Annotated in this window: 22 protein-coding genes and 1 pseudogene; 12 read left to right on the top strand and 11 right to left on the bottom strand. The window is 49.6% G+C overall.

Going from position 1 to position 26,691, the window contains the following annotated elements; genetic code table 11:
- Positions 1–7: 7 nt before the first annotated feature.
- The 3 genes and pseudogenes from G6M89_RS20805 to G6M89_RS20795 all read right to left on the bottom strand — a co-directional run bounded on the left by G6M89_RS20805 (position 8) and on the right by G6M89_RS20795 (position 3,772).
- Complete coding sequence (locus G6M89_RS20805; RefSeq protein WP_165163822.1) at positions 8–1,207, bottom strand: glycosyltransferase family 4 protein; 1,200 nt, start codon at positions 1,205–1,207, stop codon at positions 8–10.
- A gap of 97 nt (positions 1,208–1,304) precedes the next feature.
- Positions 1,305–2,173 (bottom strand): annotated as a pseudogene (locus G6M89_RS20800) (IS1595 family transposase).
- Between the two features lie 159 nt (positions 2,174–2,332).
- Positions 2,333–3,772 (bottom strand): oligosaccharide flippase family protein, encoded by a 1,440-nt coding sequence (locus tag G6M89_RS20795; RefSeq protein ID WP_165163821.1) that lies wholly within the window; start codon positions 3,770–3,772, stop codon positions 2,333–2,335.
- Between the two features lie 516 nt (positions 3,773–4,288).
- Here G6M89_RS20795 and G6M89_RS20790 point away from each other — a divergent pair.
- Positions 4,289–6,163: a hypothetical protein gene (locus G6M89_RS20790; protein WP_165163820.1), complete on the top strand. Its 1,875-nt coding sequence runs from the start codon at positions 4,289–4,291 to the stop codon at positions 6,161–6,163.
- A 258-nt stretch (positions 6,164–6,421) separates the two neighbouring features.
- Here G6M89_RS20790 and G6M89_RS20785 read toward each other — a convergent pair whose 3' ends face one another.
- Positions 6,422–6,601, bottom strand: coding sequence for a hypothetical protein (locus G6M89_RS20785; RefSeq protein WP_165163819.1), 180 nt, complete (start codon positions 6,599–6,601; stop codon positions 6,422–6,424).
- A 360-nt stretch (positions 6,602–6,961) separates the two neighbouring features.
- Here G6M89_RS20785 and G6M89_RS20780 point away from each other — a divergent pair, with 360 nt between their 5' ends.
- Positions 6,962–7,948, top strand: coding sequence for a GDP-mannose 4,6-dehydratase (locus tag G6M89_RS20780; protein WP_165163818.1), 987 nt, complete (start codon positions 6,962–6,964; stop codon positions 7,946–7,948).
- 232 nt (positions 7,949–8,180) lie between these two features.
- Here G6M89_RS20780 and G6M89_RS20775 read toward each other — a convergent pair whose 3' ends face one another.
- Entirely contained in the window at positions 8,181–9,410 is a 1,230-nt protein-coding gene (locus G6M89_RS20775; RefSeq protein ID WP_165163817.1) for a glycosyltransferase family 2 protein, read from the bottom strand.
- Positions 9,411–9,605: 195 nt separating this feature from the next.
- Here G6M89_RS20775 and G6M89_RS22695 point away from each other — a divergent pair, with 195 nt between their 5' ends.
- Entirely contained in the window at positions 9,606–9,773 is a 168-nt protein-coding gene (locus tag G6M89_RS22695; protein ID WP_305080117.1) for an HVO_A0556 family zinc finger protein, read from the top strand.
- Positions 9,774–9,975: 202 nt separating this feature from the next.
- Complete coding sequence (locus tag G6M89_RS20770; protein ID WP_165163816.1) at positions 9,976–10,893, top strand: NAD-dependent epimerase/dehydratase family protein; 918 nt, start codon at positions 9,976–9,978, stop codon at positions 10,891–10,893.
- A gap of 44 nt (positions 10,894–10,937) precedes the next feature.
- Here G6M89_RS20770 and G6M89_RS20765 read toward each other — a convergent pair whose 3' ends face one another.
- Positions 10,938–12,125, bottom strand: a complete 1,188-nt coding sequence (locus tag G6M89_RS20765; protein ID WP_165163815.1) for a sugar phosphate nucleotidyltransferase — start codon at positions 12,123–12,125, stop codon at positions 10,938–10,940.
- A gap of 345 nt (positions 12,126–12,470) precedes the next feature.
- On the opposite strand from G6M89_RS20765, the gene G6M89_RS20760 reads away from it, so the two are divergent.
- Positions 12,471–13,733: an ABC transporter permease gene (locus tag G6M89_RS20760; RefSeq protein WP_165163814.1), complete on the top strand. Its 1,263-nt coding sequence runs from the start codon at positions 12,471–12,473 to the stop codon at positions 13,731–13,733.
- A 115-nt stretch (positions 13,734–13,848) separates the two neighbouring features.
- Complete coding sequence (locus G6M89_RS20755) at positions 13,849–14,787, top strand: NAD-dependent epimerase/dehydratase family protein (RefSeq protein ID WP_165163813.1); 939 nt, start codon at positions 13,849–13,851, stop codon at positions 14,785–14,787.
- Positions 14,788–14,876: 89 nt separating this feature from the next.
- Here G6M89_RS20755 and G6M89_RS20750 read toward each other — a convergent pair whose 3' ends face one another.
- Complete coding sequence (locus G6M89_RS20750; protein WP_165163812.1) at positions 14,877–15,848, bottom strand: sugar phosphate nucleotidyltransferase; 972 nt, start codon at positions 15,846–15,848, stop codon at positions 14,877–14,879.
- Positions 15,849–16,223: 375 nt separating this feature from the next.
- Complete coding sequence (gene aglF, locus G6M89_RS20745) at positions 16,224–16,976, bottom strand: UTP--glucose-1-phosphate uridylyltransferase AglF (RefSeq protein WP_165163811.1); 753 nt, start codon at positions 16,974–16,976, stop codon at positions 16,224–16,226.
- 102 nt (positions 16,977–17,078) lie between these two features.
- Between aglF and aglM the strand changes: the two genes are divergently transcribed.
- The gene (gene aglM / locus G6M89_RS20740) at positions 17,079–18,365 is read left to right on the top strand and encodes a UDP-glucose 6-dehydrogenase AglM (protein WP_165163810.1); all 1,287 of its coding nucleotides are present in this window, start codon (positions 17,079–17,081) and stop codon (positions 18,363–18,365) included.
- 333 nt (positions 18,366–18,698) lie between these two features.
- On the opposite strand, the gene G6M89_RS20735 is transcribed toward aglM, so the two are convergent.
- Positions 18,699–19,916 (bottom strand): RNA-guided endonuclease TnpB family protein, encoded by a 1,218-nt coding sequence (locus G6M89_RS20735; RefSeq protein WP_165163809.1) that lies wholly within the window; start codon positions 19,914–19,916, stop codon positions 18,699–18,701.
- Positions 19,917–20,183: 267 nt separating this feature from the next.
- Here G6M89_RS20735 and G6M89_RS20730 point away from each other — a divergent pair, with 267 nt between their 5' ends.
- The 3 genes from G6M89_RS20730 to G6M89_RS20720 all read left to right on the top strand — a co-directional run bounded on the left by G6M89_RS20730 (position 20,184) and on the right by G6M89_RS20720 (position 21,956).
- Positions 20,184–20,750 carry a hypothetical protein gene (locus tag G6M89_RS20730; protein WP_165163808.1) on the top strand — a complete coding sequence of 189 codons (567 nt, stop codon included), beginning with the start codon at positions 20,184–20,186 and terminating at the stop codon, positions 20,748–20,750.
- A complete protein-coding gene (locus G6M89_RS20725; RefSeq protein ID WP_165163807.1) occupies positions 20,750–21,268 on the top strand; it encodes a metal-dependent hydrolase in 519 nt (172 codons plus the stop codon). The genes G6M89_RS20730 and G6M89_RS20725 overlap by 1 nt, the downstream gene beginning before the upstream one ends.
- Before the next feature lie 313 nt (positions 21,269–21,581).
- The gene (locus G6M89_RS20720; protein ID WP_165163806.1) at positions 21,582–21,956 is read left to right on the top strand and encodes a hypothetical protein; all 375 of its coding nucleotides are present in this window, start codon (positions 21,582–21,584) and stop codon (positions 21,954–21,956) included.
- Positions 21,957–22,198: 242 nt separating this feature from the next.
- On the opposite strand, the gene G6M89_RS20715 is transcribed toward G6M89_RS20720, so the two are convergent.
- On the bottom strand, positions 22,199–23,497 hold the full coding sequence (locus G6M89_RS20715; protein ID WP_165163805.1) for a DUF4365 domain-containing protein: 1,299 nt from the start codon (positions 23,495–23,497) through the stop codon (positions 22,199–22,201).
- Between the two features lie 235 nt (positions 23,498–23,732).
- Entirely contained in the window at positions 23,733–24,419 is a 687-nt protein-coding gene (locus tag G6M89_RS20710) for a hypothetical protein (RefSeq protein WP_165163804.1), read from the bottom strand.
- Positions 24,420–24,884: 465 nt separating this feature from the next.
- Here G6M89_RS20710 and G6M89_RS20705 point away from each other — a divergent pair, with 465 nt between their 5' ends.
- Both G6M89_RS20705 and G6M89_RS20700 read left to right on the top strand, forming a co-directional pair.
- Complete coding sequence (locus tag G6M89_RS20705; RefSeq protein ID WP_165163803.1) at positions 24,885–25,439, top strand: hypothetical protein; 555 nt, start codon at positions 24,885–24,887, stop codon at positions 25,437–25,439.
- A complete protein-coding gene (locus G6M89_RS20700; RefSeq protein ID WP_165163802.1) occupies positions 25,439–25,948 on the top strand; it encodes a metal-dependent hydrolase in 510 nt (169 codons plus the stop codon). Before G6M89_RS20705 ends, G6M89_RS20700 begins: the two co-directional genes overlap by 1 nt.
- Positions 25,949–26,691 lie beyond the last annotated feature (743 nt).

Below are 26,691 nucleotides of genomic sequence, written 5' to 3'. Positions count from 1 at the left end.
AGTATAATCAGTATCCGTTACTAGTAGCTGAAATATATTCCTCTTCTATTTCTCTTATTATCTTTTCTGGATTAAATCCGTCTATTCGTGATGAACATTTCCTTCTTAAATCTTTGTATTTCTCCTTATTTTTGTATAGCAGATCAATTTTGTTTGCCAGGTCTTTGCTATTATTCTTTTCGAATACCAGACCTGCATTTCCAACGATCCAAGGTGGGCCTCCAATGTTCGAAACAACTGCCGGGCAATTATATTGCATAGCTTCTAATAAAGCACGGCCTGATGGTTCTACCCATCGACTTGGCTGTACAAATAAATTAGATTGGCCATAATAATTTTTTAAATCATCATGATCTACCCATCCATGGAAATTTATATTATCACCTATCGAGAGGCTTTTTGCCTGTGTCTCCAATGAGGCTCGAGCTTCGCCGTCACCTACTATATCAATTGTGAGGTCAAACTCAGAGTGCTGACTAGCGTCAAGTAGCAAATCCACACCCTTCTTCTCTTTCACTCTGCCAACATACAGAACATTAAAACAGTCTCTTTCAAAGTCTACTTTTCTCTCTGTATTTGGCTCTCCAAAATCCGGGTCATAAAAGTTAGTTATCACCTTTATCTTCTGAGGATCAATACCTGTTTCTTCATATATATTTTTCACACTAGGGCTTTGGGCGAAAAATTTATCTATGGAGTTAACAACATCCGGGATTGAGAGTGAGGATATCAAGAACAATGGGGACTTAAAAACTTTACTACCAGTACTAGATTCCGAGTGTCTTACCCTGTCAATAGTACTGCAATTTTTATGGCAGTTTCCATCCATCATCATAGTGTTAGAACAGAACATGGTATACGAATTTAGGCGACATACTACTGGTACAGAGCCCCCTAAATATCGATAGTATCCAAAAATTGGGGCGAAGATGGGATCAAATATGTGAAATATGTCTGACTTACCCTCCAATAGCTTAAACTCTCTACTATTGAATAGACTTGATATGTGTTTTTTCCTAACCAGTTCACTAATTGTGGAGACTGAATAAGGAGTATCATAAGTGAGGGCGTTGGACCCAGTCGGATCAATTGTTATCACTTCTACATTGTGACCATACTCAGTTAGGGTTCGGGCTAAGATATCCAGACTAATATTGGATCCAGCACCAGTCAAATCTAACGAACCAGCTATTATGGAAACGTGCATGTGAGGAGTTGTGTTTTTGTTCGGAAGTAGGCCACTAACAAGATTTCGATTAGATATCGTGTATTAGTATACGCTCTTGCGTAGCACATTGTTGATTTCAGAGCGTAGCACGGACAGCGTATTTGAGTGTCTCTCGCCCTGGCTTTCGGTTCTCGACGGAACTGAAAGGCTCTGAGATATTGCGTCAACTTGTCTTTGGAGATGCCTCGGTGTCGAGAGCTATCGTCGCAGAAGGACGTGTGACTCTCGCAGGTATTGACGTGCACCTCGACAGCGACGTATTCGTCGTCGCCGTAGACGACATAGTCGCAGTTGAATGCGTCGCCCTCCTCCGACGGATCATCCGCCCGAAAGCTGTCAGTGGAGAGGGTGAGCGACTCCTGCTGGTGGTCGGCCAGCAGGAGTCGAATTGTCGATTCGTCGGTGGCTTTCGCTGGGATCACGTAGCACTGCCCATTGATACGATCAACGGAATGAACACAGGTAGCTTGTCATAGTTGTACGAGCTACGTCCACGTGTAAACGGGCCACGTGAGCGCGACTCTTGGTCGCTTTCGCGCCTTTCTTCCTGGCAGTAACGTACTTCGTCGATCTCAACTGGGCTAACGAGATCGAGGAAGGTGCATCGAGCGCTCTGAGGAAGCGCTCAATGCGCCGGTGAATCGTCTTATAGGTCACGTCGATTACCCACTGTAACCGCCTGAAGCTCGCATTAAAAAGGAGGAACGTGTAGATTGACGTCAACTACTGGGGTAGGCAATCTTCGAGTGAGCAATGATTGTGCCAGTCTTGGGGTTGAACGTGCGGTCGCAATTCTTACAGAGACAGCACTGAAAGTACCATAGCTGGCGTTCTTGAACGTTCGGTCAAAACGGCAGCGGGGCAGGAGACACCGTTATGCCAGCGAACCTGCTGCAATAGGTTGGCTGTGATCAATTCCGATCCAAACAGATCTAGCAGAATCAAACGTATTGGGGACCGTCAACTCGGTGCCCTCACCATTCCCGATTCTACAGCCACAGTTGGATGCCATCAACACACTATTTTAAAACCAGTGATTAATATATTTTACTTTGATCGATTTGCGTGTAGCTCAGTAGCATAAGTGATGGTATATTGTAATGGCTATCCTCTACCAACATAATCAAAATTTGATGTGAATCTCTTGATGTTCAACTCGCCAAACGCAAATAACAATGTGAAATAAAGTAGGGAACCGAGAAAAGGTACTAGAATAATCGATTCTATATTGAATAACCTTATCGTATAGACCATAACTATGGTTGAAAGTACCGAAGAAATCAAAGTTTTTGTTGGAATAGATTGTTTTATTATATTTATGCTCAGGTAGATAGCAAATACTGTAAAAGCATACGTTAGAAGAGTAGCAAATGCTGCACCAACAACTCCAAATTCAGGAATAAGAAGTAGATTTAGTATAATATTGAAAAAAGCCCCCAGAAGTCGAACGCTGGTTACACGAGCAGTGCGATCATTCGCATCTAATACTACTGAATACATCCGGTCAACTCCACTGAGTAAAAGACCAGTTGCTAGAATAACCATTAGAGCTGCAGTTGGAACTGGTTCACCGGTTCCGACTAAGAGGGATGCAACCGTAGGACCTATAAGATAAAGACCTCCAACAGTAGGAATAGAAATCATCAAAAAATACCTTACTCCTGCATCTATATACTCCTTGCAGGTGTCTATCTCACCATTCTCAATAAATCGACTAAATTCTGGGAAAAATGTTTGTCTAATAGGAAGTGTGTAAATTCGCATACCTGTTGCGAGTTCATAGGCAATAGAATAGATTCCCACTGCCGAATCCCCTAAAAAGACACCGATAAGGATTCTGTCTGCGCGCGATGATAAGTTTGATCCGAGAGAAGAGATAGATAATGGTATTGAATACCTAAGTCCATCTTTTATATCTGGAAAGGATGGAGATGTAAACCCCGCTTCCCATATTATGTAGAAATTTATTAATAGCACGAAAATAGCCTCTACTAGAACAATAACCAAGATGACTTCACTAATCCCCATCCCTTCAAACAAGACAATATATGCAACAGATATTATTGATGCATAGGCTTTTATCCCTTCTAATAACCCAAATATTTTCATCCTCGAATCAACTCTGAAATAGTTCTTTCCAATTCGCGATAAAATATTTGTTAATATGAGTGCTGACCCAATCTGAAATGCTGCTGCATACTCAGAGGTACCCAAGGTCACAGCTGAGAGATCTGCTGAAAAATGATAAAATAATATGGCAACTATAAGACCACTCAAGAAAGACAAGAACATATAGGAAAAATATAGGTTGGATAAATCGTATTTATCCTTCTGGCCAAACCGAACCAATCCACCATACAATCCTAATCCAAAGACTAATTCAAGCAAAGAGGTTAATGCCAATATTTGCGCATATGCGCCGAATGCGCCAACACCAAGATAGATAGAAATTACTGGAATAAATACTATTCCTCGAACACGAATCGCAATTTGTATTATGCCGATCACTATTATGTCGGAAATCGTCTTTTCCTTAGAACTCATCAAATATCGTCATAGTATTAATAATCTTTTGAGCATTTTAACTTTACCAGGCGTTGACATAATCACATGTAGGAGGTGCTACTATCCGTGGGGTAGTAATAGATGAGTTTTCAAACCTTGTTCTAAGAAAGGCTATGAGTTCTCGTTCCAATAATTTTCTAACATTCGACACACTGTGTACCTTTTTCAGTTGGACCGTATTCAAAGTAATCAAAATAGTATTAGCGTTCGGCCTTCCTTCCCTCTTGTTTTTGAGAGTATGTTAAGTCATTTGCTTCGTAGGGAACGTGACTTTATGAGAATCCCGCTGAAGGTTGATCTATGATATGCACCTCCGAGTACAGGGGCGTGACGGACCTCTAACGTGAAGGAACAGGAGAATCGGGATCGCAACACGGCCGATCGGAGTAATCATATGGGTATTTAAATATTGGAATTCACCTTTTCTCCGTATGTAGGGTTTGCAATCCCGCTATATTTAAATACCGGAATGGGATCTATACAACTAGTAACTGAATGCGGGAGATTCCACTAACTGTATCTAGCCAATTGGCAAAAATCGCTGTCAGCATCTCTGCTCTTTGTCTTGCTGGGGGTGCATTTATTGCACGCTCATTTCCAGCTACTGCATACGAACTCTCGATACTGTCATCATCGCCGGCATCGATGTGGATCCTACTGACTGGATCAATCATAATCGCGACTGTCGTCAGCCTGCACGCACCCAGTGAGTGGGTTAGGTATATCTCAATCGGTGTTGGAACGTTAGCAATCGCGTCGGTCAGTGCGGTTCCCCTGCTGCGCAACTATCATTTTCAGGGCTTTTTCGACTCACTACAGCATTTGGGTAGTGTCAAGGATATTGGCATTGGATTGTTCACACTGGACACACTGTATCCTGGTTTGCACCTGTTTGCTTTCTCTCTGGGTGAAATTACGGGATTGAGCCCAGAGCGAGTATTGTTACTGACCGTCCCAATATTTGTTATTGTCTACGTCACTGGTGTCGTATTTGCAGTTCGATCGGTTGATGCTAATCAACATACGCTTGCTATCTCTGCGGCCGTCTCTTACCTGTTGCTTGTCATCATGACGGTCAGACTCCCACACCTCCAGCCGATTCCGACTGTTGTTGCACTTTTGTATCTTCCCTTTGCGGTGGGGTTTTTAAGTAACCTGCTCCAGCGTCCGAACACAAGATATGCTGCACTTTTGTCAGTGGGAGCAATCATATTAATTCTGCTTCACCCGCAGCACGCCCTTGTATTTATTGGAGGGCTCTTGCTGATCGGATTGGCTGGCTCTCTAGCCTCTCATGCACCAGAGCCGATTCCGGATAGCATTCGACCAAGTAAAAGCGATATAACAGTGAGGGCAGTGATTCTCCCTCTGACATTATCATCAGTCATTCTAGCTTGGTGGCTCTCCTCACTCGAGAATTTCGGCGCAGCAGTTGCGAACGTCGTCCTCGGTGCCTATCGTGCGCTTGGTTTTGTGCCTGATGATACCCAAGGAGGGCGTCTTGATGAGGTAGGTGGGACTACTTTTGAGACAGTTATGAGAGTGTTTCCGGCACATATTATCTTTGCCCTGACAACTACGTTAGTGCTTGCGGCGGTAATTTACCGGTTGCATCAGCGGCGCGAAACTCCGACGGACCCAATCATTCTCTATTTGAGTATAATGATTGTTCCTGCATTTGGACTGTTTGCTGTGTTCGCGGTTGTTGGACGCTTGGAGCAGGCGCTTAGATATATTGGCTTTGTGTTTGTCATCGGTACACTCATTTCATCGGTTGGTCTCGCGCAGACGACTCGTCGGATATCAAATCATCGTCCACAACTTGCCTCGATCGCACTCGCGGCCCTCCTTATCCTTTCACTGATCGCGATGGTTCCTGGACTTTATCAAGACCCATACACGTTCCAGCCAAACCCCCATGTCACACAGGGTACAATGGAAGGTTACGACTGGATGGCAGAGTACGAAACCGACACAATGCAAGTTGCGACTGTCTCATCCCAGTTCTACCGGTTCCGGGGCGGAGCAATCGGGAACGATGTCAGTGACTACGGAACTAGTGAATATGTGGATGTGCAGTCTCTTACTGCACCACCAGATGAAGACCGAGTTGATCACCCATTTGAGGCGTACACACCGTTTAATTTTGCTAACCAGTCACTCGGGACTCACTACGAGAAGACTACCTATGTCACGGTCAACGAAAACGACAGGCAGCGCAATGTCGATTTGTGGGACGGTGTCCGCTATTCGGAGAACGATTTTGCCTACCTTGATCAAAGCCAGTACATCTCTCGAACATACACAAATGATGAGTTTAATCTCTACCGTGTCGAACCGACTGATGACGACAGTACTGAGATTCCCTAACTTTAGATCTCATTCTTCGCCACCGCTGTCCATGCGGATCACGCCTTCGAGTCAGTCGGCCAACTCTCCATCGCGCCGAACACTCTTTAAAAGCAGATTGTTGGCTGGTCAGAGCTGCCATTGTGAAAACGCAGTGGGCAAGGTTAATCCGTCGGCATCAATGGTTTATGCCTCAGTTGAAATGTTCCGCTCAGAGGCAAGCGCTCCGAACCTACTGTAATGATTAGGGTGTTTTTTGAAAGTCGAGAACATTCCTTGTCATCTCTTCGCACCGGCTTCTATGATTATCTCCAACGCGAACTCAATCCCAGTCGTCTCGTAGGCCCCGCAAGTGAAGAAGTGAAAGCCGCTGTAGGCGTCGCTGACGCCGGCGACGTAGCACACGTTCAGAAATCGCGTCAACAGCGGATTGCCGATGTGCTGGTGGGGGATCGGCATCACGCCGGGTTTGATCTCCCCCCTTCAGCCGGTTTCTCAACTATATCCGGATCGGGTTTTCGAGTACCTTCAATAGCTGGCAGATTTCTTTGAAATTACTGATTATGTCGGTGTTACCCACAGCAGTATACTTGCCGCAGACATGTTTGAAAGCATATCGATACGCGTTCCGCTCTGATCGGGGTTGAAGACGGTTGAGCCATCACTCGCGCAATTCTCTCTTCCTTGTTGAGCGTCGGCATCAAGACGGTCGGTTTCGGATTATACTTACTGTTCGCAAAATGAGATTCGAAATCAGTTGTGACACGCTTTATTGAAAAATCGAATCGTTTTTGCTGTCTTATCGAAGACACATAGCCGATGCACGTCCTCGTTACTGGTGGGGCCGGGTTTATCGGTGGCCATCTCGCCAAACATTTCGCTCGAGAGGGCCACAACGTAACCGTCCTCGATAACTTTGAGCCCTACTACGATCTCGGAATTAAGGAGCACAACGTTGATGCAGCCCGCACTGCAGCAGATGAGGCGGGGTCGACCTACGAACTCAAGCAGGGATCGATCACTGATGCCGACCTCATCGACGAACTCGTCGCGGACGCAGACGTCATCTATCACCAGGCCGCCCAGGCCGGCGTCCGGACAAGCGTCGAGGAACCACAGAAGGTCAATCAGTACAACGTCAACGGCTCTCTCACTCTCCTCGAGGCAGCTCGCCGCCACGACGTAACACGCGTCGTGGTTGCCTCGTCCTCGTCTGTCTACGGCAAACCAGAGAATCTCCCCTACGACGAAGACCATCCAACGACCCCCGTCTCCCCCTACGGTGTCTCCAAGCTCGCGACCGAACAGTACGCCCGTGTCTACAACGAGGTGTACGGACTCCCGACGGTCTCCTTACGATACTTCACAGTCTACGGCCCCCGGATGCGACCGAACATGGCGATCACGAACTTTGTCTCGCGCTGCCTTCACGGCGAGCCGCCAGTCATCTACGGTGACGGTAACCAGACCCGCGACTTCACCTACATCGATGACGTGAAACGAGTCAACGGCCAGCTCCTTACGGATGACAGTGCCGACGGCGAAATCCTCAACGTTGGCTCAACGGACAATATCGACATCGAAACCCTCGCCGAAGTCGTCCGGGATGAGATTGATCCCTCCCTCGAACTCAAGTACGGCGATCCGCGCGAAGGAGATGCCGAACACACTCACGCCGATATCTCGAAGGCGAACGATCTACTCGGCTACAAGCCGATGACGGATATCCGAGAGGGCGTCTCGAAGTTCATTGACTGGTACCGCGACAATCAGAACTGGTATGACCCGTTGGTCAGACTGTCCTAATTCTAATCATCACACAATATCCAGAATATAGAACTTGGAGACCATTCGGAGGTAGTTAGTCGCGTACTTAATTAGAATATCGTAGTTTTATATGTCGAAGTGCCGGTAGCGCTGTTGCCAATATAAGCGACAGTAGTCCAGACATGGATCAACAGAAGTGATGTCACCGATCCCGACGGCAACACTCAACTCAAAAACGCCAACTGATCTTGTCAAACCTCAACAATGTCTATTACTGATCAACTGCACTCAAGAAGAACGACGAGAATACCGTCTGCAAACCAACCACAATCGCAGTAAACGCTCCGAGCGATCCAATCGTAAATGAGATTGAACTGAACCCGCTCAAGATCCACTGATACACGAGCAAACCAGCATACAGAGTACCGGCAGTGAAAACCATGAGTCCAACAGTTGCCCCACGCTCGAGTGACAATGACCCCGTCACACGTTCAGTAATTGGATCTGAAGGTTTCTGAATCGGATCGCTTGCAACGGAAGCAAACACGCCGAGGCTCGCCACCTGATAGCCGACGATAGCCAATAGACTGCCGGCGATCATCGAGTGAATACCGAGATTGACACCGCTTACAGCAAGCCCGCTCGCGGCGGTTCCCATTACGACCGTCCCAAGGAACCCCATCAACAACCCAGGAACCAAGAACAGATACCCGGGCGCGTTCACCAGCATGAACCGCACGTGTCGCCATCCGTCTTTGAAACTCTCGAGCGTCTCCTCGCCTTCCCGTTCGTGATAGACAATTGGCGTCTCGACAATCTCGAGGTCCTTCGCGCCGGCTTCCATAATCATCTCTGAGGCGAACTCCATTCCACTCGTCTTGAGGTCCATCGTCTCGTAGGCCTCACTAGTGAAAATCCGGAAGCCGCTGTGAGCGTCGCTGACACCGGCTCCATAGAACGCGTTCAGAAACCGCGTCAACATCGGATTGCCAATGTACTGATGGAGGGTCGGCATCGCGCCGGGTTTGATCTCCCCGTTCAGCCGACTTCCCATGACCATGTCCGCATCGGCTTTCTCGAGTTCCTTCAAGAGTCGCGGAATTTCCTTGAAGTCGTAGGTGGTGTCAGCGTCACCCATCGCGATGTAGTCTCCGCGGGCGCGTTCGAACGCGTAGCGATACGCGTACCCGTACCCACCCTTGTCGGGTTCAACGACGATTGCTCCCATCTCACGTGCGATTTCGGGTGTCCGATCCGTTGAACTGTCGCTGACGATGATTTCCGTTCGCACCTGAAGTTCCTCAATCGCTTCTTTGATCCACTCGAGACAAATTCCGATCCCTTCTTCTTCGTTGAGTGTCGGCATCACAACGGTCAGTTCCGGATCGAACTCGCTCGTCCGATCGACGAGTAGCTCATCCGCCGACTGATTGCCGATTACTTGCCCCTCCCGTTCGGGTTGGAGGGAGCCAGTATCATCTGGTTTTGATTTTGAAGACATATTTACAAACGTGATTGTCCGTTCTCTGGTATCTCTAGATAGAGACCTATTAATAGTAGCTATTCATATCTTCGCTACAGAACTTATATTCTGCTATCAATTAGGGTGGTTTAACCGAAAAATAAATGAATGATAACTGCCCAAAAGATACTGACCAGAGATTTTATAATAGAGCAATAACCTGTATAGTGTGTCATGCGACAACTAACTGAAAACCAGTCTTCGGCACATTCAGTTCTTGATGCACTCGAAGGGGGAGTGTGCTCATTCTGTGGTGATGGGGAACTCGTACGAAACACATACAAGGACAACGATGCGGTCGTCTGCTCTAATTGTCATACTCCTGGTGCCCAGAACTGGTGAAAAATCGAATCAGATACAAATAGAAGCAAACCACACTCTCCGAGAAACCGCATTTACTCACCGTCTCCGTCTGAACTTCACCATCTTGTTAGTCGCTACTAACGTGACTCGTTCCTCAAAGATACAGACTTAGCCTGTACGAGTTAAAAGACTGGATAGTCATTCCATAGAGTTATCAGAGATAAGTTACAGATAGCGATATATGCAGGAACAAACCATCTTGATTACTGGTGGGGCGGGGTTCATCGGTTCAAACCTCGCAAATCATCTCTCCGCAGATAACGAAGTCATCGCAATCGACGACGAATATCTCGGTACCGCGGAAAATCTTCGGTCGGAAGTCGACTATCGTAAGCACAGTGTGCTTGAGGACGACCTTCCGACGGACGTCGATGTCGTCTTTCACCTTGCGGCGCTGTCTTCGTACGCAATGCACGAAGAGGACCCCACGACGGGCGCTCGTGTGAATGTCGAAGGGTTCGTGAATGTCGTGGACCAAGCACGACAGGAGGGCTGTGATACCATTGTCTACGCCTCAACGTCATCGATATATGGCAGTCAAACTGATCCATCACCAGAGAGTATGCCGGTCGCGGTCAACACCGGCTACGAAGCTTCGAAACTCGCCCGCGAGCGATACGGCGAGTACTTCGCGAATCACTACGACATGTCGATGGCTGGCATGCGCTTTTTCTCCGTCTATCAGGGCTATGGCGGGGCTGAAGAACACAAAGGAGAGTATGCAAACGTAATTTCCCAATTCGCTGACGACCTCGCAAGCGGTGAGGCACCTGTCCTGTACGGTGACGGGACGCAGACGCGAGACTTTACGCACGTCGACGATATCGTTCGCGGCCTTGAACTTGCGGCTGAGCACGACCTTACCGGTGTCTACAATCTTGGAACTGGTACAGCGTACAGCTTTAATGAACTCGTCGAGATGCTCAATGAAGAACTTGGGACCGATATCGAACCAGAGTATATTGAGAACCCTATTCCCGAGTCGGTATATGTCCATGACACATGTGCTGATTCTAATCGAATGCATGATGAGACCGGTTGGGAACCATTGATCACACTAGACGAAGGTCTTGAACAGGTGTGCGAACCGTACTACTGATAGTAAAATAGCGCGTGTCTTAGGACGACACAACAGAGATGGTGTTACGATTTGATGGTTTTATCTTCTGAAACCGTCCCACGGACAATTGTTCCAGTTTCTATCTCGCTGTTTGGTTCAACGATCGTACCCGGGCAGTACGTATTGTTGCCATGATCTGTCACACGGTCTCCAAATACAGCACCTAGTGTTACATTTTCAAAGATCCGATCACCGAGAGCGATATCACTTGAACCACCAGGAATCGTCGTTCCATTCCCAATCCGAACACCAGTTCCAGCTACGCAATCAACAACTGTCGCGCTAACACCAACCCGTGTATCCGAGTCAATTATGCTTCGTTCAACAGCTGCATTTGATTCAACAGTGACATTCTCACCAAGACAGGTATATGGACCAACGACAGCTCCTGGTCCGATTACACAATCATTGGCAATCATAACTGGATCATGAATGACCGCTGAATCATGGATTGCTGCAGAGGATGCAATGTTATTCTCATGATTCTTACCACTGATTTCAGCATCCAAAAATGCAGACGACATTTTGAGCAAATCCCATGGATATGTTGCATCAATCCACGTTCCCTCAGAAACAGTTGCTCGAACAGTTTTTTCTGATTCAAGGAGTGATAAGATGCCATCAATCAGAGACAACTCTCCAACATTTGGATTGAGATGGCGAAGTTCATCGAAGATATCGTGTTCAAATGCATACACGCCCGCATTTAGATAATATGGTCTATCATCCATGGGATTCTCTACGAGATCCACCACAGCAGAATCCTCAAGAACAAGTCCTCCATATGGTTCAATATCTGTTCGATCTAAGGCAGTAAGGGTTGCAACTGCTGAATTAGTGTCGTGGGCATTCAGAACATGAGTTATCATCGGGCCCTCTGCAAACTGATCACCATTGACAACTAGGACCGTGCCACTGACTTCAGATTCAGCAACTAGTAGTGCGTGGCCGCTTCCATGTAATTGCTCTTGAGTCACGTACGTGAGCGGAATTGTACGATACGTTGGTCCAAAGTGTGCTTGTATACGATTTCGTTTGTAGCCAACGACGACAGTAATACTTTCTACACCAGCCGCGATGAGTTGATCGAAAACGTATTCAAGAAGTGGTGTTGTAGTAACTGGTAAGTGCGGCTTTGGCCGGTTACGAGTGAGTGGTTGAAGCCGTTCCCCTTCTCCCCCTGCAAGAACAACAGCGGAAACCGAATCCATATCTCTACTGATAGAACAGCATCGTCTTATTAGTGGTGGTTCAACGTACCTGCTACGTATACTCACCTATATTAGTGCCGATTAGAACGGTAGTTTCATTTGGTGGTAACTATCTGTACTGGATATGCCCTCGCTGTCGTCGTCGTTCTGGTGTTTTTTCGATTGAGATCCCCCATGACACACCAATATATAATATGATTAGAAAATATATTCCTCATCAAAAGCCAAAATCTCCGTCCAATACTCGGCCAAATTGCTCTATAAACAAACCAATAGCTGGATCTTCTACCTACCATCTTAATGCAGTCTGTTGCTGTTGTCTGCCACTAAAGAAGGTGATTTGTGATGTCTGACCGCAGTTCAGGGATTAGATCTCTGCTTGCTCGGTGGGCTGCTCGGATTCAAGCAGCAAGTACGATCACAATTGCTCAACTCCGACATCATCGTCTTCGCTTCGGCCTCGCCATTGTAGGGATTGGACTTGCCGTTTTAGCGATGACGTTACTCGCCGGTGCCGGTATTGGTGTTGTCGATACTGGCTATCAACAATTTGATGCAGCTGATCGAGACTTGTGGGTGTCTGCTGGCGAAACAAGGCTAACAACAGCCGGTGGTGGTGGCTTCGAGAATTCATTGTATGATTCTCGGAATGTTTCTTCAGACCTCAGCGATCATGATGAGGTACACACCGCGATACCAATGGCATTCGATACTGTATATGTGGGTACAGATCCGGGAGACAATTTTCAGACGTTTATTGGTACCGGGGTTTCACAGGGTGGACCATCTGTTCAGGTAACTGAGGGCGAAGACTTCGGGTCCGATACGTACTATGCCGATGGAAGTTACGATGGGGAACGAACGAATGAGGTTGTCGTTGATGAGGAGACTGCTGATGCTCTCGAGATCGACATTGGGGATACACTCTATGTTGGTGGTACACTTGGGAGCGCACGGGAGAATGAGGTCACTGTTATTGGGATGTCACCAACCTTTGAGAGAATGCTTGGTACGTCTACCGTTGTTATGCCCCTGAGTGAATTACACGATGTAACAGGGACGACTCAAACCGAACCTGCGACGTTCATCACAGTTACTCTCGAAAGTGGCGCTGACAGTGAAGCTGTTCAGTCAGATCTTGAGGAGTCATTTCCTGAGTATGAAATTCGGTCAAACCAAGAGCAACTTGAGAGCGTCATTCAAGAGCAAGCACTCGTACTTGCAGCAGGTGGTGCGTTGATCGCGCTTGCAGTTGGTGCTGGAATAACACTTACATTTAACCTACTGTCACTGGTCGTGTTTCAACAACGAGCAACTTTCGCTGCATTGACTGCCCAGGGTGTTTCATCATCGTTGCTAATCACCTCTGTTATCGGTCAAGGACTCGCAATCGGTTTTATTGGCGGTCTTGTAGGTGTCCTTTTTACGATCCCTGCAGTCAATGTATTGAATAGAGTGGCGGAAGCAGTCGTCGGGTTTGAAGGACTGGTTCAAACGTCGCCCGAAATTATGTTGGGTGGATTTGCGATTGCCGTTGTTATTGGCACGGTCGCTGCAGCGTTTGCGGGCTGGCGTGTGAGCCGGACTCCACCACTTGAACACCTTTGAGGGTAAATTCATTTGTTGGTTTCATGCTTATGAACCTTTGAAACACTTAGATTGCTGCCGGCAGGTGTATCATAGAATTCGAACAGTTTAATGTTCTATACTCTTGTAAGTACGTATGCAAGATCGACGTGTGCTTGTCACGGGTGGGGCTGGTTTTATTGGGACACACCTCAGTGAACGACTACTCGCTGATGGCGCAACAGTCACTGTTGTCGATGACTGTTCGAACGGCCATCGAAAATGGGTCCCTGATGACGCAACCTTCGTACAGCGTGATCTGACCGAATCGGACGCACTTGAGGGAGTCCTCACCGAAGAGTTTGATCTCGTGTTCCACCTCGCAGCCTCGAAGGCTGTCAACACGGACAGTCCCAGAGAGCAGTTTGAAGCGAACACCCAGATGACGTACAACGTCCTCGAGACGATGCATGACGTCGGCGTCTCGGAACTTGCCTATACTTCCACATCCACAGTATACGGAGAAGCACCACGGCCAACACCCGAAGATTACGCACCGCTCGAGCCAATCAGCATCTATGGGGCGAGCAAGCTTGCAGACGAAGGACTTTGTTCAACGTATGCCCATTCACACGATCTAACTGTTCGAACGTTCCGATTCGCGAATATCGTTGGTTCTAGACTTCGTGGTGCTGTTATCCCTGACTTCATCGAAAAATTAGACGAGAATCCGGATGTGTTGACCATCCTCGGAAATGGGAGACAAGAAAAATCCTACATGCACGTTTCAGACTGTGTTGACGCTATGTTGCATGTCCTCGAGAACGCAACTGGCCCACTCGCGACATATAATCTCGGAACACGAACCACAACCTCTGTAAATCGTATCGCGGATATTGTCAGCGACGAATTGGGTCTTGATCCTGATTACGAGTACACTGGTGGTGACCGTGGATGGACCGGTGACGTTCCAAAGATGCGCCTATCTATCGAGAAACTCGACGCGCTTGGATGGGAACCAGAATACGAAAGCGATGCTGCAGTCCGACAATCGACTCGAGAGTTAGTGAATGGTCTCGAACTAGAAGACGAATAGCTGTTTACGAACGCCTTTGTTAACTGTAAGTAGGCGCTAAGTCCCCTTCCTCAAGGAGTCGCCGAAGGCGGCGAGTAGGCGGGGGTAGTTCACTCGCTCTCTTTCGAGAGGTGGTGTTGTGGGCCGATCAACGCACTGGCCAGATCAAAGTTTGCAATCGATGTTTCTGTATCGATAATCGACCGCTGGATTGTTGTGGCTTCAATTGTCGCATTCGGGAAAACCACTGCATTTTCAATTTCAGCATCAACGAGAGTCGCGCCTTCCATTATGTGTGTATTTTCACCAATCCTTGTGTTTTCGAGGGATGCGTCCGGGTTGATACGTGATTCACCATCTAGATGCCAGGCGACTGCATCGAGATAGCTTTCTGGCGTCCCAATATCAAACCACGCGCCTTCGAATGTATATGCATATGTTGGTTCACGATTCTGAAGCCATTGGACGAACCATCCCGGTTCATCCGGATTATTCCCCTCTTCAAGATACGTTGGGAACAATGAGAGTGTTTCTTGTGGGAATGCATAACACGCGATGGAGACCAGTGTGCTGTTTGGCTCATCTGGTTTCTCTTGGAAGTCAACAACACGATCACCTGTAAGATCAACTAGCCCGTAGGATTTTGCGCGTTCACGAGATCCAACATCGTAAGCTGCAAGTGTTGGATTGTCTACTTTCTCAAAATAATCAATAAACTCAGAGATATCAAAACTAATTAAGTTATCTCCAGCGATGACCATTAGATCGTCGCTGATATTCTCACGCTCAATTAGCTGTGCAAGGGCACCAACAACACCGAATTTCTCGTCTTCGCCTGTTGTCTCTTCAATCGATAGTTGTGGTTTGTCAAACTCACTCTCTTCAAGATGCAACTCAAAGTCTGATGCGAATCGTTCATTTGTACTAACGAACACATCGTCAACTCTATTATCCGCTTCTAACTCGGCGAAGATACGATCTATGACTGTCTCTTCACCGATTGGCAGAAACATCTTTGGACGGTGTTTTGTGATCGGCCAAAGGCGAGTTGCGTACCCGCCAGCAAGAACAATTGCCTTCATATCACAAGCCCAAATAGAATCTGTTGATTCCCCCTTTCCATCCTAATGTGCCCCCGCACACTCATAAACTGATTATGCATTTTAGTTCCCCTGGTGACCTCATATATTAGGTATATCATCAAATACTTGTCGAAATCTCATACCACAGCGCTGGAATAATAGTTTGCACACAGTGTTTCTCGTCTCAAGGACTTGGGCTGATAACTGCTGATGGAATATAGCAGTGTTTGCGAAAAAGTGAGCGTAGTGGTCGAAACCGAACATCATCTTAAATTGTCTTCACAATGATTCCCCCTGTTATCGACGGTGACGACATCCATACTCTGATTTCACATCAACAGCAATAACACAAACCAACTCGAGATTGCCAATAACTCAGTTGGACGCGTACTCGAGCACCATGTTGTCGTCCCCTTCATCACCCTGCAGCCGTGATTCTGCCTCCTCCCGGTCCTCTGGATACCCAACATCAATACGCCACCCCTCGAGTCCAATCGCATCAATCGTCCGCCCGCTTTGAATCAACAAATCAATGGCCTCGCTGATCTCGTACTCGCCGCGATCCGATGGCTGGACCAGGTGACAAGCGTGAAAGATCGCGGGCGTGAACGTGTAAAAGCCAGTCATCACCAGATTCGATGGCGGATCGTCGGGTTTCTCAACAACGTCAGTCACTTCGCCGTATTTGTTCGTATCACAGACTCCGTATCGACTTGCTTCGTCCCAAGGAACTTCCTCCACCAAAAACGCAGCATCCGCACGCTCTTCGCGTTGGCGACGAACGACGTCCTCGAGATTCGCCTGGAACACATTATCGCCGAGGATCAGCATGAAGTCATCCTCAACATGCTCTTCAACGGTTACCAGCGCATGGGCCAGCCCTTGCTGTTCGCGCTGATGACAGTACGTAATGGGCACACCCCGATAGTCATCGCCGTAGTGATCGATGATCTTCTCTTTGAGATATCCGACAACCACGATCAACTCGCTCGCGCCGAGCTCAACGAGTTGCTCGAAACAGTGAGTGAGAATCGGCTTTTCGTTGACTTCGACCATCCCCTTGGGCTTGTCATCCGTAAGAGGACGCAGCCGCGTTCCTTTCCCTGCAGCGAGAACAACTGCTTGCATATCTCACCGATTCGATCATAGCAACAAATATTTTCCGAAGAACATGACCAGTGGCATATAATTCCAGAACGTTCATACTGGTTGCCTCGAGCACTCCAACCAATGCATATCACCGTCATCGGGAGTGGATACGTGGGAACGACGATCGCTGCTTGTTTCGCCGACCTTGGTCACGAAGTCACAGCGATTGACATCGACGAGGAGATCGTCAATACCCTCAACGACGGACGTGCACCGATCACCGAACCAGGATTGGATGACCTCCTCGAGACCCACGCCGGAGACCGGCTCACCGCGACCACGTCCTACGACGCAGTTCCCGACTCCGACGTCACCTTTCTCGCAATTGGCACGCCGTCGAACAATGACGGGAGTATCGATCTAAGTGCACTCGAGGCAGCCGCCGAAGCAACTGGAGACGCACTCGCAAACAAAACCGACCGTCACCTGGTCGTCATCAAGAGTACAGTTACGCCACCGAGCATTCCGGCCACCCTCGAGCCGGCAATTCACAGCGGAGCAAACGAGAACGACGCCATCGAGGTCGGGATGAATCCTGAATTCCTCAGAGAAGGCAGCGCCGTCACCGATTTCCAGCAACCGGACAAACTCGTCTTCGGTACCCAATCTGAGTGGGCGACCGAGCGCCTGCACAACGTCTTCGAGCCGCTACTCGAGCACCACGACGCACCGGTCGTCGAGACCGATCCCGAGACAGCGTCGATGATCAAGTACGCGAACAACGCCTTCCTTGCCTCGAAAATATCACTGGTGAACGACCTCGGGAACATCTGCAAAGAGTTCGACCTCGATGCATACGAAGTGATGGATGCAATCGGCCTCGACGATCGCATCTCGGAGCGTTTCCTCCGCAGCGGCGTTGGCTGGGGTGGCTCCTGTTTCCCAAAAGACGTGAACGCGATCATTGCAGCCGCACAAGCAGTCGACTACGATCCAGCCGTACTCGAGGGAACCGTTGAGGTCAATGACCGCCAACCCAACCGGATGCTCGAGTGCCTAATGAGCCACGTCAATCCTGAGGACGCACGCATTGCAGTCCTTGGGCTTGCGTTCAAACCAAATACAGACGATATCCGGAACTCGAGGGCGATTCCAGTGATCGATGCACTCCAGTCTCGTGGCGCTAATGTCGCCGCCTACGATCCGGTCGCTGCTGACGAGATGTCCCACAAGTTCCCCGATATCGAGTACGCCGAGTCCGCCGCGGATGCACTCGAGGGGGCTGATGGCGCACTTGTCGTCACTGATTGGGATGAATTCAGCGAACTCGACGAAGAATTCGACGCAATGGCAACACCAGTCGTCGTTGACGGCCGTCGCTGCATCGAACGCCGTAACGGCATTATCTACGAGGGCTTGACCTGGTAAGCAGACAGCCCTATTCACCAGACGAAACCCTGATCTTTAGTAGACGCTGCTGGTGAATTTCATTTGAATCCAGTGCCAATCAACCAGTCTCGAGAACTAACTACTGACTGTAAGCCAATATCCAGCTACATACGACCGCGTTAGAACTAATCCTCGAGTTCAGCGCTACAAGTCCCACAGAGATCTGGCTGCCACGGAACCGTCTTCTGGACCGGTTGCTGCTCACCACACTGTTCGCAGTAGGCCGTCTCTTGCTCTTAGGACATTCCTTATGTCAACTGCCCCGCGCACGGTGACGTGAGGCTTGTCAGTGAACCCGGCCTCTGCCGACGGTTAGTCGGACGGGACAAATCCCCGATTTGGCGTCACCGTTCCTGACTTCAGGGCGAGTTGACTGTCGCCCGTCCGCCGCGAGGACTGTAGCCCACGACGGACAAACCGCCACCCAACATTCTTCGCACCTACGTAATCCGCATTCTGAGTCGCTTCGCACGACTCACACTCGAACTCCGCCTGTCGCACCCGGTTCCCCTTACTTGTGTGCCCACACTCCGGGCACCGCCGACTCGTATTCTTCGGATTGACAAACTCGACGCTTATCCCTTCGGCTTCGGCCTTGTACTCCACGAGGTCAACGAGTTGTCGGTGTGCCCACTGGTGGAACTCCTTGATGGGCGGCGCACGCTCTCGGATATGTTTCAGGTTCTCGAACGCGATGTATTCGCAGTCGTGTGTGCGTGCTTCTTCGAGAATCCGGTTAGCGGCTTGATGGAGTTCGTCACGAAGATACCGTGACTCCCTTCCGCTCATCTGCTGAATCGTTCGATGGGCAGATTGTGTACCGGTCTGCTGAATGTTGCCGCGAATCCGCTCGAACTCTCGATGCTGGTGTCGAAGTTCCCTCCCCGACGCGAAGTACGCCGTGCTGGTGGTGGCGATGTTGACGATGCCGAGGTCAACGCCGAGAACTGTCCTGTCCTCGTCGTCATCCTGTATTTCGACCTGTTTCTCGGGCTTGTCTTTGCGAAACCCGATGTGGAGATAGTATTCGCCATCGCGCTTCGACAGCGTAGACTCCGTTACTTCCCACTCGTCGTCGTTAATGTATTCGTGTTGATAACCGTCTACTTCGTCAGGGAGGTTCAGATCACACTGAATCCGACTATCGACCGTGGAGAGCGAAACAGACCCGTCATCGAACAGCGTCATCGTCCGCGTGTCGTATTTCACCGTGTTACTGCTGAACTCCGGTCGAGACGTTTTGTAGTGTTCATCAAGGTCTTCGATTGCTTCGACACCATCAAGCGCGGCTGCGGCCTGATGAGTGGCGAGAATTGCATGTTGACTTCCGAGACGTGTTTCCCCTAACACCTTGTCGTAGGCAAGGTCTTGGAGGGAAGTTTTCCGCGTCTCACCGTGTTCCCATCCTATTCGACTGCTGATGTTGCAGGCAGCTTTCCACTCATCGATGGTGGCATCGAGCAAGTCCTGTTGCTCGGTGGTGAGAATAGGGCGGGTGATTGCGGTACGTCTCAGGTAGCCGTCTGCCACAGGCTTCAATAGATGATAGAGGTACTTAATAGGTAGTGGTCAGTGGCAGCGAGTGTCGGCTTCAACCCCGGGCACGGTGGCCGGGGGATCCGACTTGATACCTATTTGAATCTTTTGGCCCAGAACACTTTAACTTTCGTATATCGGGTAATGTGAAGAATACATATGGATAGGTGGGTCTCAACAATCCCATCCACAAAAACAACTTCCAGACCTGTTCCACAAAAGCCATACGCCGTTGCCGACATGCATCGATACTAACTCGAGATGACGACGCTGGACCCGACCAAACACCGAATACGGCACCTCGCTGCAGTCCTCCTCATCTGCGCTCTCGTCGGGCTCATGGTCTGGTACGGGACGCTTCCCGGATACGATCCCACAGCAAACGACTATCCCAACGAAGACCATGTCGGTCCGGATCCGGATGCGTACGTCGACCAACAGGCCTCCCTGGAGGGCACCGTCGTCGACACGGACCCGGTCGTTATCCAACTCGAGCACCCATCCCAACACCACGTCACAGTCGAACACGCCACCCAGAACCTCCACGACAGCGACGCCCTCGAGCGAGACAAAACCATCACCGTCTTCGGGACGCTCACCAGCACGGACACACTCGAGGCCGAGCAAACGCTCACCCGAGAACCCTGGGAAGCCACGTACATGTACATTATCTCGTTCATTGGCGGTCTCTTTGCGCTTGGCCACTTCATCCGCCATTGGCGATTCGACCGCCGGCAACTCGCGTTTGTCCCACGCGACCAGCCACTGTCGCTTCCACGCCACGAGCCGTCGGACCACACCTACGACCCGATACGAGGTGACGACTAATGGCGGATGTCTTCACCCACGCCATCGCCGGTTTCATCATCGGCGTCGGCCTCTCCTGGTGGGTCGACTGGATGCGGCCAGCCCACGTTTCGCTCGTTGTGCTCGGCGCTATTGCACCGGATTTCATCAAAATCTACCTCGTCATCCCCGATGCAGTGGTCGCAACAACACTCGGAATCCCGTTCTCGTGGGACCCACTGCACAGGCTCGGAGGCTCCGTCGTCATGGCGCTGCTCTGTGCACTCGTCCTCGCACCCCAATATCGCGCCCAGGCGATCGCCCTCTTCCTGCTCGGGGCTGCGTCCCACCACGTGCTAGACATGGCGCTCGTCAACCCGTCGGGCTACTCGTACGACGTCCTCTGGCCGCTCTCGAGCTACCACCCACCCTCCCCCAATCTCTACCGCAGCAGCGATCGATGGCCCGCGATCATCGCAACGCTGCTTGCTATCAGCGTCTGGTATCTTCGATACCAGTGGCCACGGCGGTCTTCATCTACAGGAGATCTGAATACCTAACTTACAATTCATACGAAAACATGCATATCAGGGTACATAAACGGTTAGTAAACTCCTGGACATCATGAGGACGATGAAGTCGTCAGCTTAGGCTAGATCAATTTCTGGGTATGGATCGGTCAGACGCTTCTATCACAGGCAATGAGTCTCGATTCTTCGACGACCCTACGATTACCCAATCAAACGAGTACGATTCACTCAAATCTCCAAGGATCATCGAAGTCTCAAAAAGGCCTCGTGGAGCCCGTAGCCAACCGGCGAAAGACAGTTTGCTTCAGAAGTATTCTTATGGATAGTTTGCAACTGGAGAATCGTGCCAATCAAAACGAATTCTGACCCATGGCTTGAATCAGACCCCCCGTCCCGTGTTGGTGATCTTGCACTCGAGTTTTTGAAAGAGAACGATAATATAGCATATACCGTTAACGAGTTGGCCGAGGAACTCTTTAATTTCAATGAGTCCGAGTATACTTTGGACGCCGATCATGAGTACGGCCGACTCATAGACCTTATTAAAGAGACGAGAGATATGCGCCGTAAAGAGGATTTACTCACGATAGTTAAAATTCGGTTAGGGGACCTGAAGGAGAAAGGTTTGGTCGAATCCCGGGAGGTTCCTAGCTCTGACTCGGACTACTGGGAATTGGTAGAACCAGAGATATACTACACGTATTCGGGAGAAAATTAAAAGTGTAAGATCATAGTTATTAGGGGGAGATATAAGCAGTGATCGCTTTCGACGAAGACAAAGGTGCCGTCGAATACTCGTACGGGACCGGAGGCCACCGAACGACGGAGAAGGTCCAGCAGATCGACGGAGTCGATTTGGATAACCGCGAGTCGACACGACCGAGAGGCGTCGAAACGGATGCAGTAGTACGGCACGGCAGTACGCTAATTCGTCGGTACGCGAATCGCTCGAACCAGGAACTACGACGAAGACCCCCTGCAATCGGGACAGTATTTAGTGTCTCGCTGCCACGTAATATCGTATCCGAGAGACCCACATTCATCACAGACAGCGGGAATCTCTTGCTCAAGGACGTCCTCGAGTGTCTCACAGGAGAGCCCACACACAGTACATTTCGCGAGGCACGGCAACTCTGCTAACATATCGGTTTCGAACCGGTGCTCTCGCTCCGCACAGGCGATACCCTGTGGAGTTCGAGATTCGCCTGACTGTTTCAATTTGATGCAATCGTCGCCTGCGATCGCGTGAGCCATCTCGGTGTCTAACTCACCGTTGCCCCACTGGATTTGGGCAATGATATCAGCGCCGGCATCTGATATCCCCCAATCTTCGATAGTGAGAACTAATAGTTCGCGTTTCGCATTCGTGTGATCGTATTTCGCGCCGACGAATCGCTCGGAGACGTACTCCTGTGCGTTCGTGAGTTCGTCTTCGAGTGACTCTCGTAGTTCCGCCCGGTTGTACTCCTCGGCGAGTTGTAGCCCTTTACTCGCGAATCGAATCTTAGAGAGGGCGACGCTGACATCAGTCGTTTCACGGAGCGCTATCAGATGTTTAATCGCTTCAAGCGTCGGATCATCCACTTCAGGCAGCTGATAGACGTCCATCAGTTTCTGGAGAGCCCGTGCGGTTTGATTTGCTTCGATGAACGATTTCGCCTCGCCGATGAGTTTGTGCTTGTGATCGAGTACCTCCTCGGACGATGCGAGTGTCGTTCCCTGAGAGTGACTGAACGTTTCTCGCTGCGACGTAGCAATATACTCTCTCGTTGAGATTCGACGCTGGGTTCTCTCGATGGCAGTTCGAAGGTGATTCCGTCCTTTCACGTCGGTGATCGGATCCCGTTCGAACCTGATACGGACGGAGGACTGCTCTTGCCATCCCGGTCGTTCCTCGTCTAAAACATCCCAACAATGTTCTTGGATGACGCACCAATGCAGGGTGTCACCGTAGCGTTCATACACAAGCAGTACGACTGGAACCGATGCCTGCAAGCAGTCCTCGAGGAGATACTCGGTATTGAAGTCCCACCAGATGTCGTCTTCGTCATCAAACCACCGAGAAGCCTTGAGCTGAGCGTAGAACGGTGACGGATCGACGATACCAGAATCCACAAACTCACCAACCGGCCGGATTTCATAATCAAACGCATAGTCCTCATCATCCAGCGCATTTACCACCCACTGAGCGAGTTCTGTCCGTACTTTTCCTTTCGATTGTTCTTCCAACACGTGATTCGAGTCCTTGCGCTTACCCATTGTTTCTATTAACAGATAATCAAAACTGAATGTTTGGGTCAAGATAGTTCGAGGTTAGTAGTGGCGAGTGTCGGCTTCAACCCTGCCCAAGGTGGGGCGGAATCGGCCTCGCTACCCATTTGAATGAGGCGCTTCCCACACCATCTTCGAAATGAATTCATAGAGGCAAAAGACAGGGACCGCCAGATCGGCCACCTCGACCCAAAAACAGACAGAATGTGGATTACGGATTTAGTTATGAAATGGTAAACGTCTGCTCGTCACCTATACGAGGAAGGTATCGAATAGTGACTGGTGATGAAAGAGTTGGTAGTTGAGCGAGTAGTTTAGATTTATACTTGCTGAATCGCTCAGTACCATCTTGATATTCGGGCCACCAATCAAAGAACAGAAACGTGCGCTCATGAACCTCTCCAGGGAACTCTGAGAGAGCAACGATATCACTGATTCCTTTCTCCTGTGAGTAAAAATCGTTCCCGCTTAGATTCTTTGAGTGTTTCACTTCGGCCAGAACAGAGATTTCATTCCCAGAATCAAAATAGTTGCTTGGGCCAGTGCGCTTACTCTGTAGAAGCAACGATTCGGATTCCGAAAAGATAGTCAAATCAAATTTGAACGTCATTGATCGATTTGATGGGATCCAGGAATCACTATCATGTATAAAGGCTGTTTCTGTTCGAGTTCGGGTTACCTCGCCTGCCTCTGTCGATTCAGACGCTTTTTGAACCTTCCAGGAGTCGTCTCCATATTCAACTCCGAACTTAGCCGGAAGTCGTGTTTGGTCCAGTTCCAGCTTCAACCGATGATACAACTCGGGGAGAATCATATCTTCGTTTCCGTACTCGAAGGGGTTAGCTTGAAAATCAGAATGGAGGTTTTGAAGAGTTTGAGTGAAGACATCGCCATCTGTCGTATTTGACATGCTACACACATTATTTTGGTGTATGATTAATTCTTGGGCCATCTATGTCATTCAACACTGAGTGCAGAACTGGCCCTCCCAAATCACTACACTGTGAGTTATTCACATCGACTTGTTAATTATATTCCAAGCTCAGCGGTAATAACTTCTCTAGTAAGGATTGAACACCAATTAGGACTAATCCTCGAGTTCGGTGCTGCAGGTCCCACAGAGATCCGGCTGCCACGGAACCGTCTTCTTGACCGGTTGCTGCTCACCACACCGTTCACAATACGCCGTCTCTTGCTCTTGGGACATCCCTTATTGAATCTTTTGGCCGAGAACACTTTAACTTTCGTATACCGGGTGATGTGAAGAATACATATGAATCGGTGGGTATCACCGATCCCATTCACAAAAACAACGTCCAGACCTGTTCCACAAAAGCCATACGCTGGTGCCGACATACACCGACACTGAACTCCGATGACTCCGTTGGACCTGTCCAAACACCGACTTCGACTTCTTGTTGCACTCGTTCTCCTCTGTGCTCTTGGCGGACTCATGATCTGGTACGGGACGCTACCGGGTTACGACACCGCAGCAAACGACTATCCCGACGAGAGCCACGTCAGTCCGAACCCAGATGCATATGTTGGCGACCAAGCATCCCTCGAGGGCACGGCCGTCGACACTGATCCGGTTGTCATCCAACTCGAGCACCCATCCCAACACCATGTTACAGTCGAATACGCCGACGAAAATCTCCACGAAAGTGATACCCTCGAGGACGGCGACCCCGTCACTGCCTTCGGGACGCTCACCAGCACGGACACACTCGAGGCTGAGCGAGCGCTAACCCGCGAACCCTGGGAAGGCATCTATATGTACATCATCTCGTTCATCGGCGGCCTCTTCGCACTTGGCCACTTCATCCGCCATTGGCGATTCGACCGCAGACAACTCGTGTTTGTCCCACGAGACCAGCCACTGTCGCTCTCATACCGAGAATCACCGCAGGACACTCGAGGTGGAAACTAATGGCAGATGTCTTCACTCACGCCCTGACTGGCTTCATCATCGGCGTCAGTCTCTCCTGGTGGGTTGATTGGATGTGCCCAGCCCACATTTCACTGGTCGTCCTCGGCGCAATTGCACCAGACTTTGTTAAAATCAATCTCGTCATCTCTGATGCCACCGTCGCAACAACACTCGGAATACCGTTTTCGTGGAGCCCACTGCACACGCTCGGGGGCTCCGTCATCATGGCGTTACTCTGTGCGCTCGTCCTCGCCCCACAGTATCGCACCCAGGCGATTGCCCTCTTCCTCATCGGCGCTACTTCCCACCACGTGTTGGATATGGCGCTCGTCAACGCCTCGGGATACTCATACGCCGTGCTCTGGCCACTCTCGAACTACCATCCACCCTCACCGAACCTCTATCGCAGCAGTGATCGATGGCCTGCGCTCGTCGTAACTGTGCTTGCAGTCCTCGTGTGGTATCTTCGGTATCGACGGCCGGCGCAGTCTAGTTCATCCGGAGCGTAGGTCGTCTTTTCTCAGCGACCCGTGACCGTCATCTGTCTCACAACTCGAGGAGTACTAGTCGCAGACACACTCATGCGATTGCCCACCAAGGTTGATAATCGTCACAACTTCCTGTTGTGTGAACGCTTCGAGGAGATTGTTCACGGGGGGTGCAGAATATCTTGCATTGCTTGGTATCCGAAAGTACGCTCTTCCGGAAACGGAAAATCGAGACTGATTTTCGAACTTTGCATACTATGCAATTATTTGTACATCATGAAAATACGTTGGAGTCGACCATGCGAACGCTCTGGAAGATCCAGTGCGCACGTTCGGAAGTTCCGTCATCATAGCGCTGCTCTGTGCGCTCGTCAACGCCTCGGGCTACTCATACGCCGTACTCTGGCCACTCCGAGCTATCATCCATCCTCATCCAATCTCTCCCGCAGCAGCGACCGGTGGCCGCACGTATGTGGTTGATCGCCACCACGGGCGTCCTGGTAATAGGACTGTAAGCCACCCCGAATCTACAGACCAGGCATCCGAAACACACCGGACGAGTCTTGACGACCCCTTGGTCGACAGCAGACTCGAACAACTGTGTGATGAGTCCTGAGCGGATTTTTGCCGGTTCATACGCGAAACACAGACTGCAACTTTCGAGCTAAGTAGCGTCACCAATGCGAAATCACTCAGAACCGCTGGGTGTAGATTATTTACGCATGTATGGCCGTAAAACGAAACCAATCTTCTGTGAACATTAC

Origin of the sequence: Natronolimnobius sp. AArcel1 (assembly GCF_011043775.1) — an archaeon.
Classification (GTDB): domain Archaea; phylum Halobacteriota; class Halobacteria; order Halobacteriales; family Natrialbaceae; genus Natronolimnobius.
This window is presented reverse-complemented; position numbering and strand designations above follow the sequence as displayed.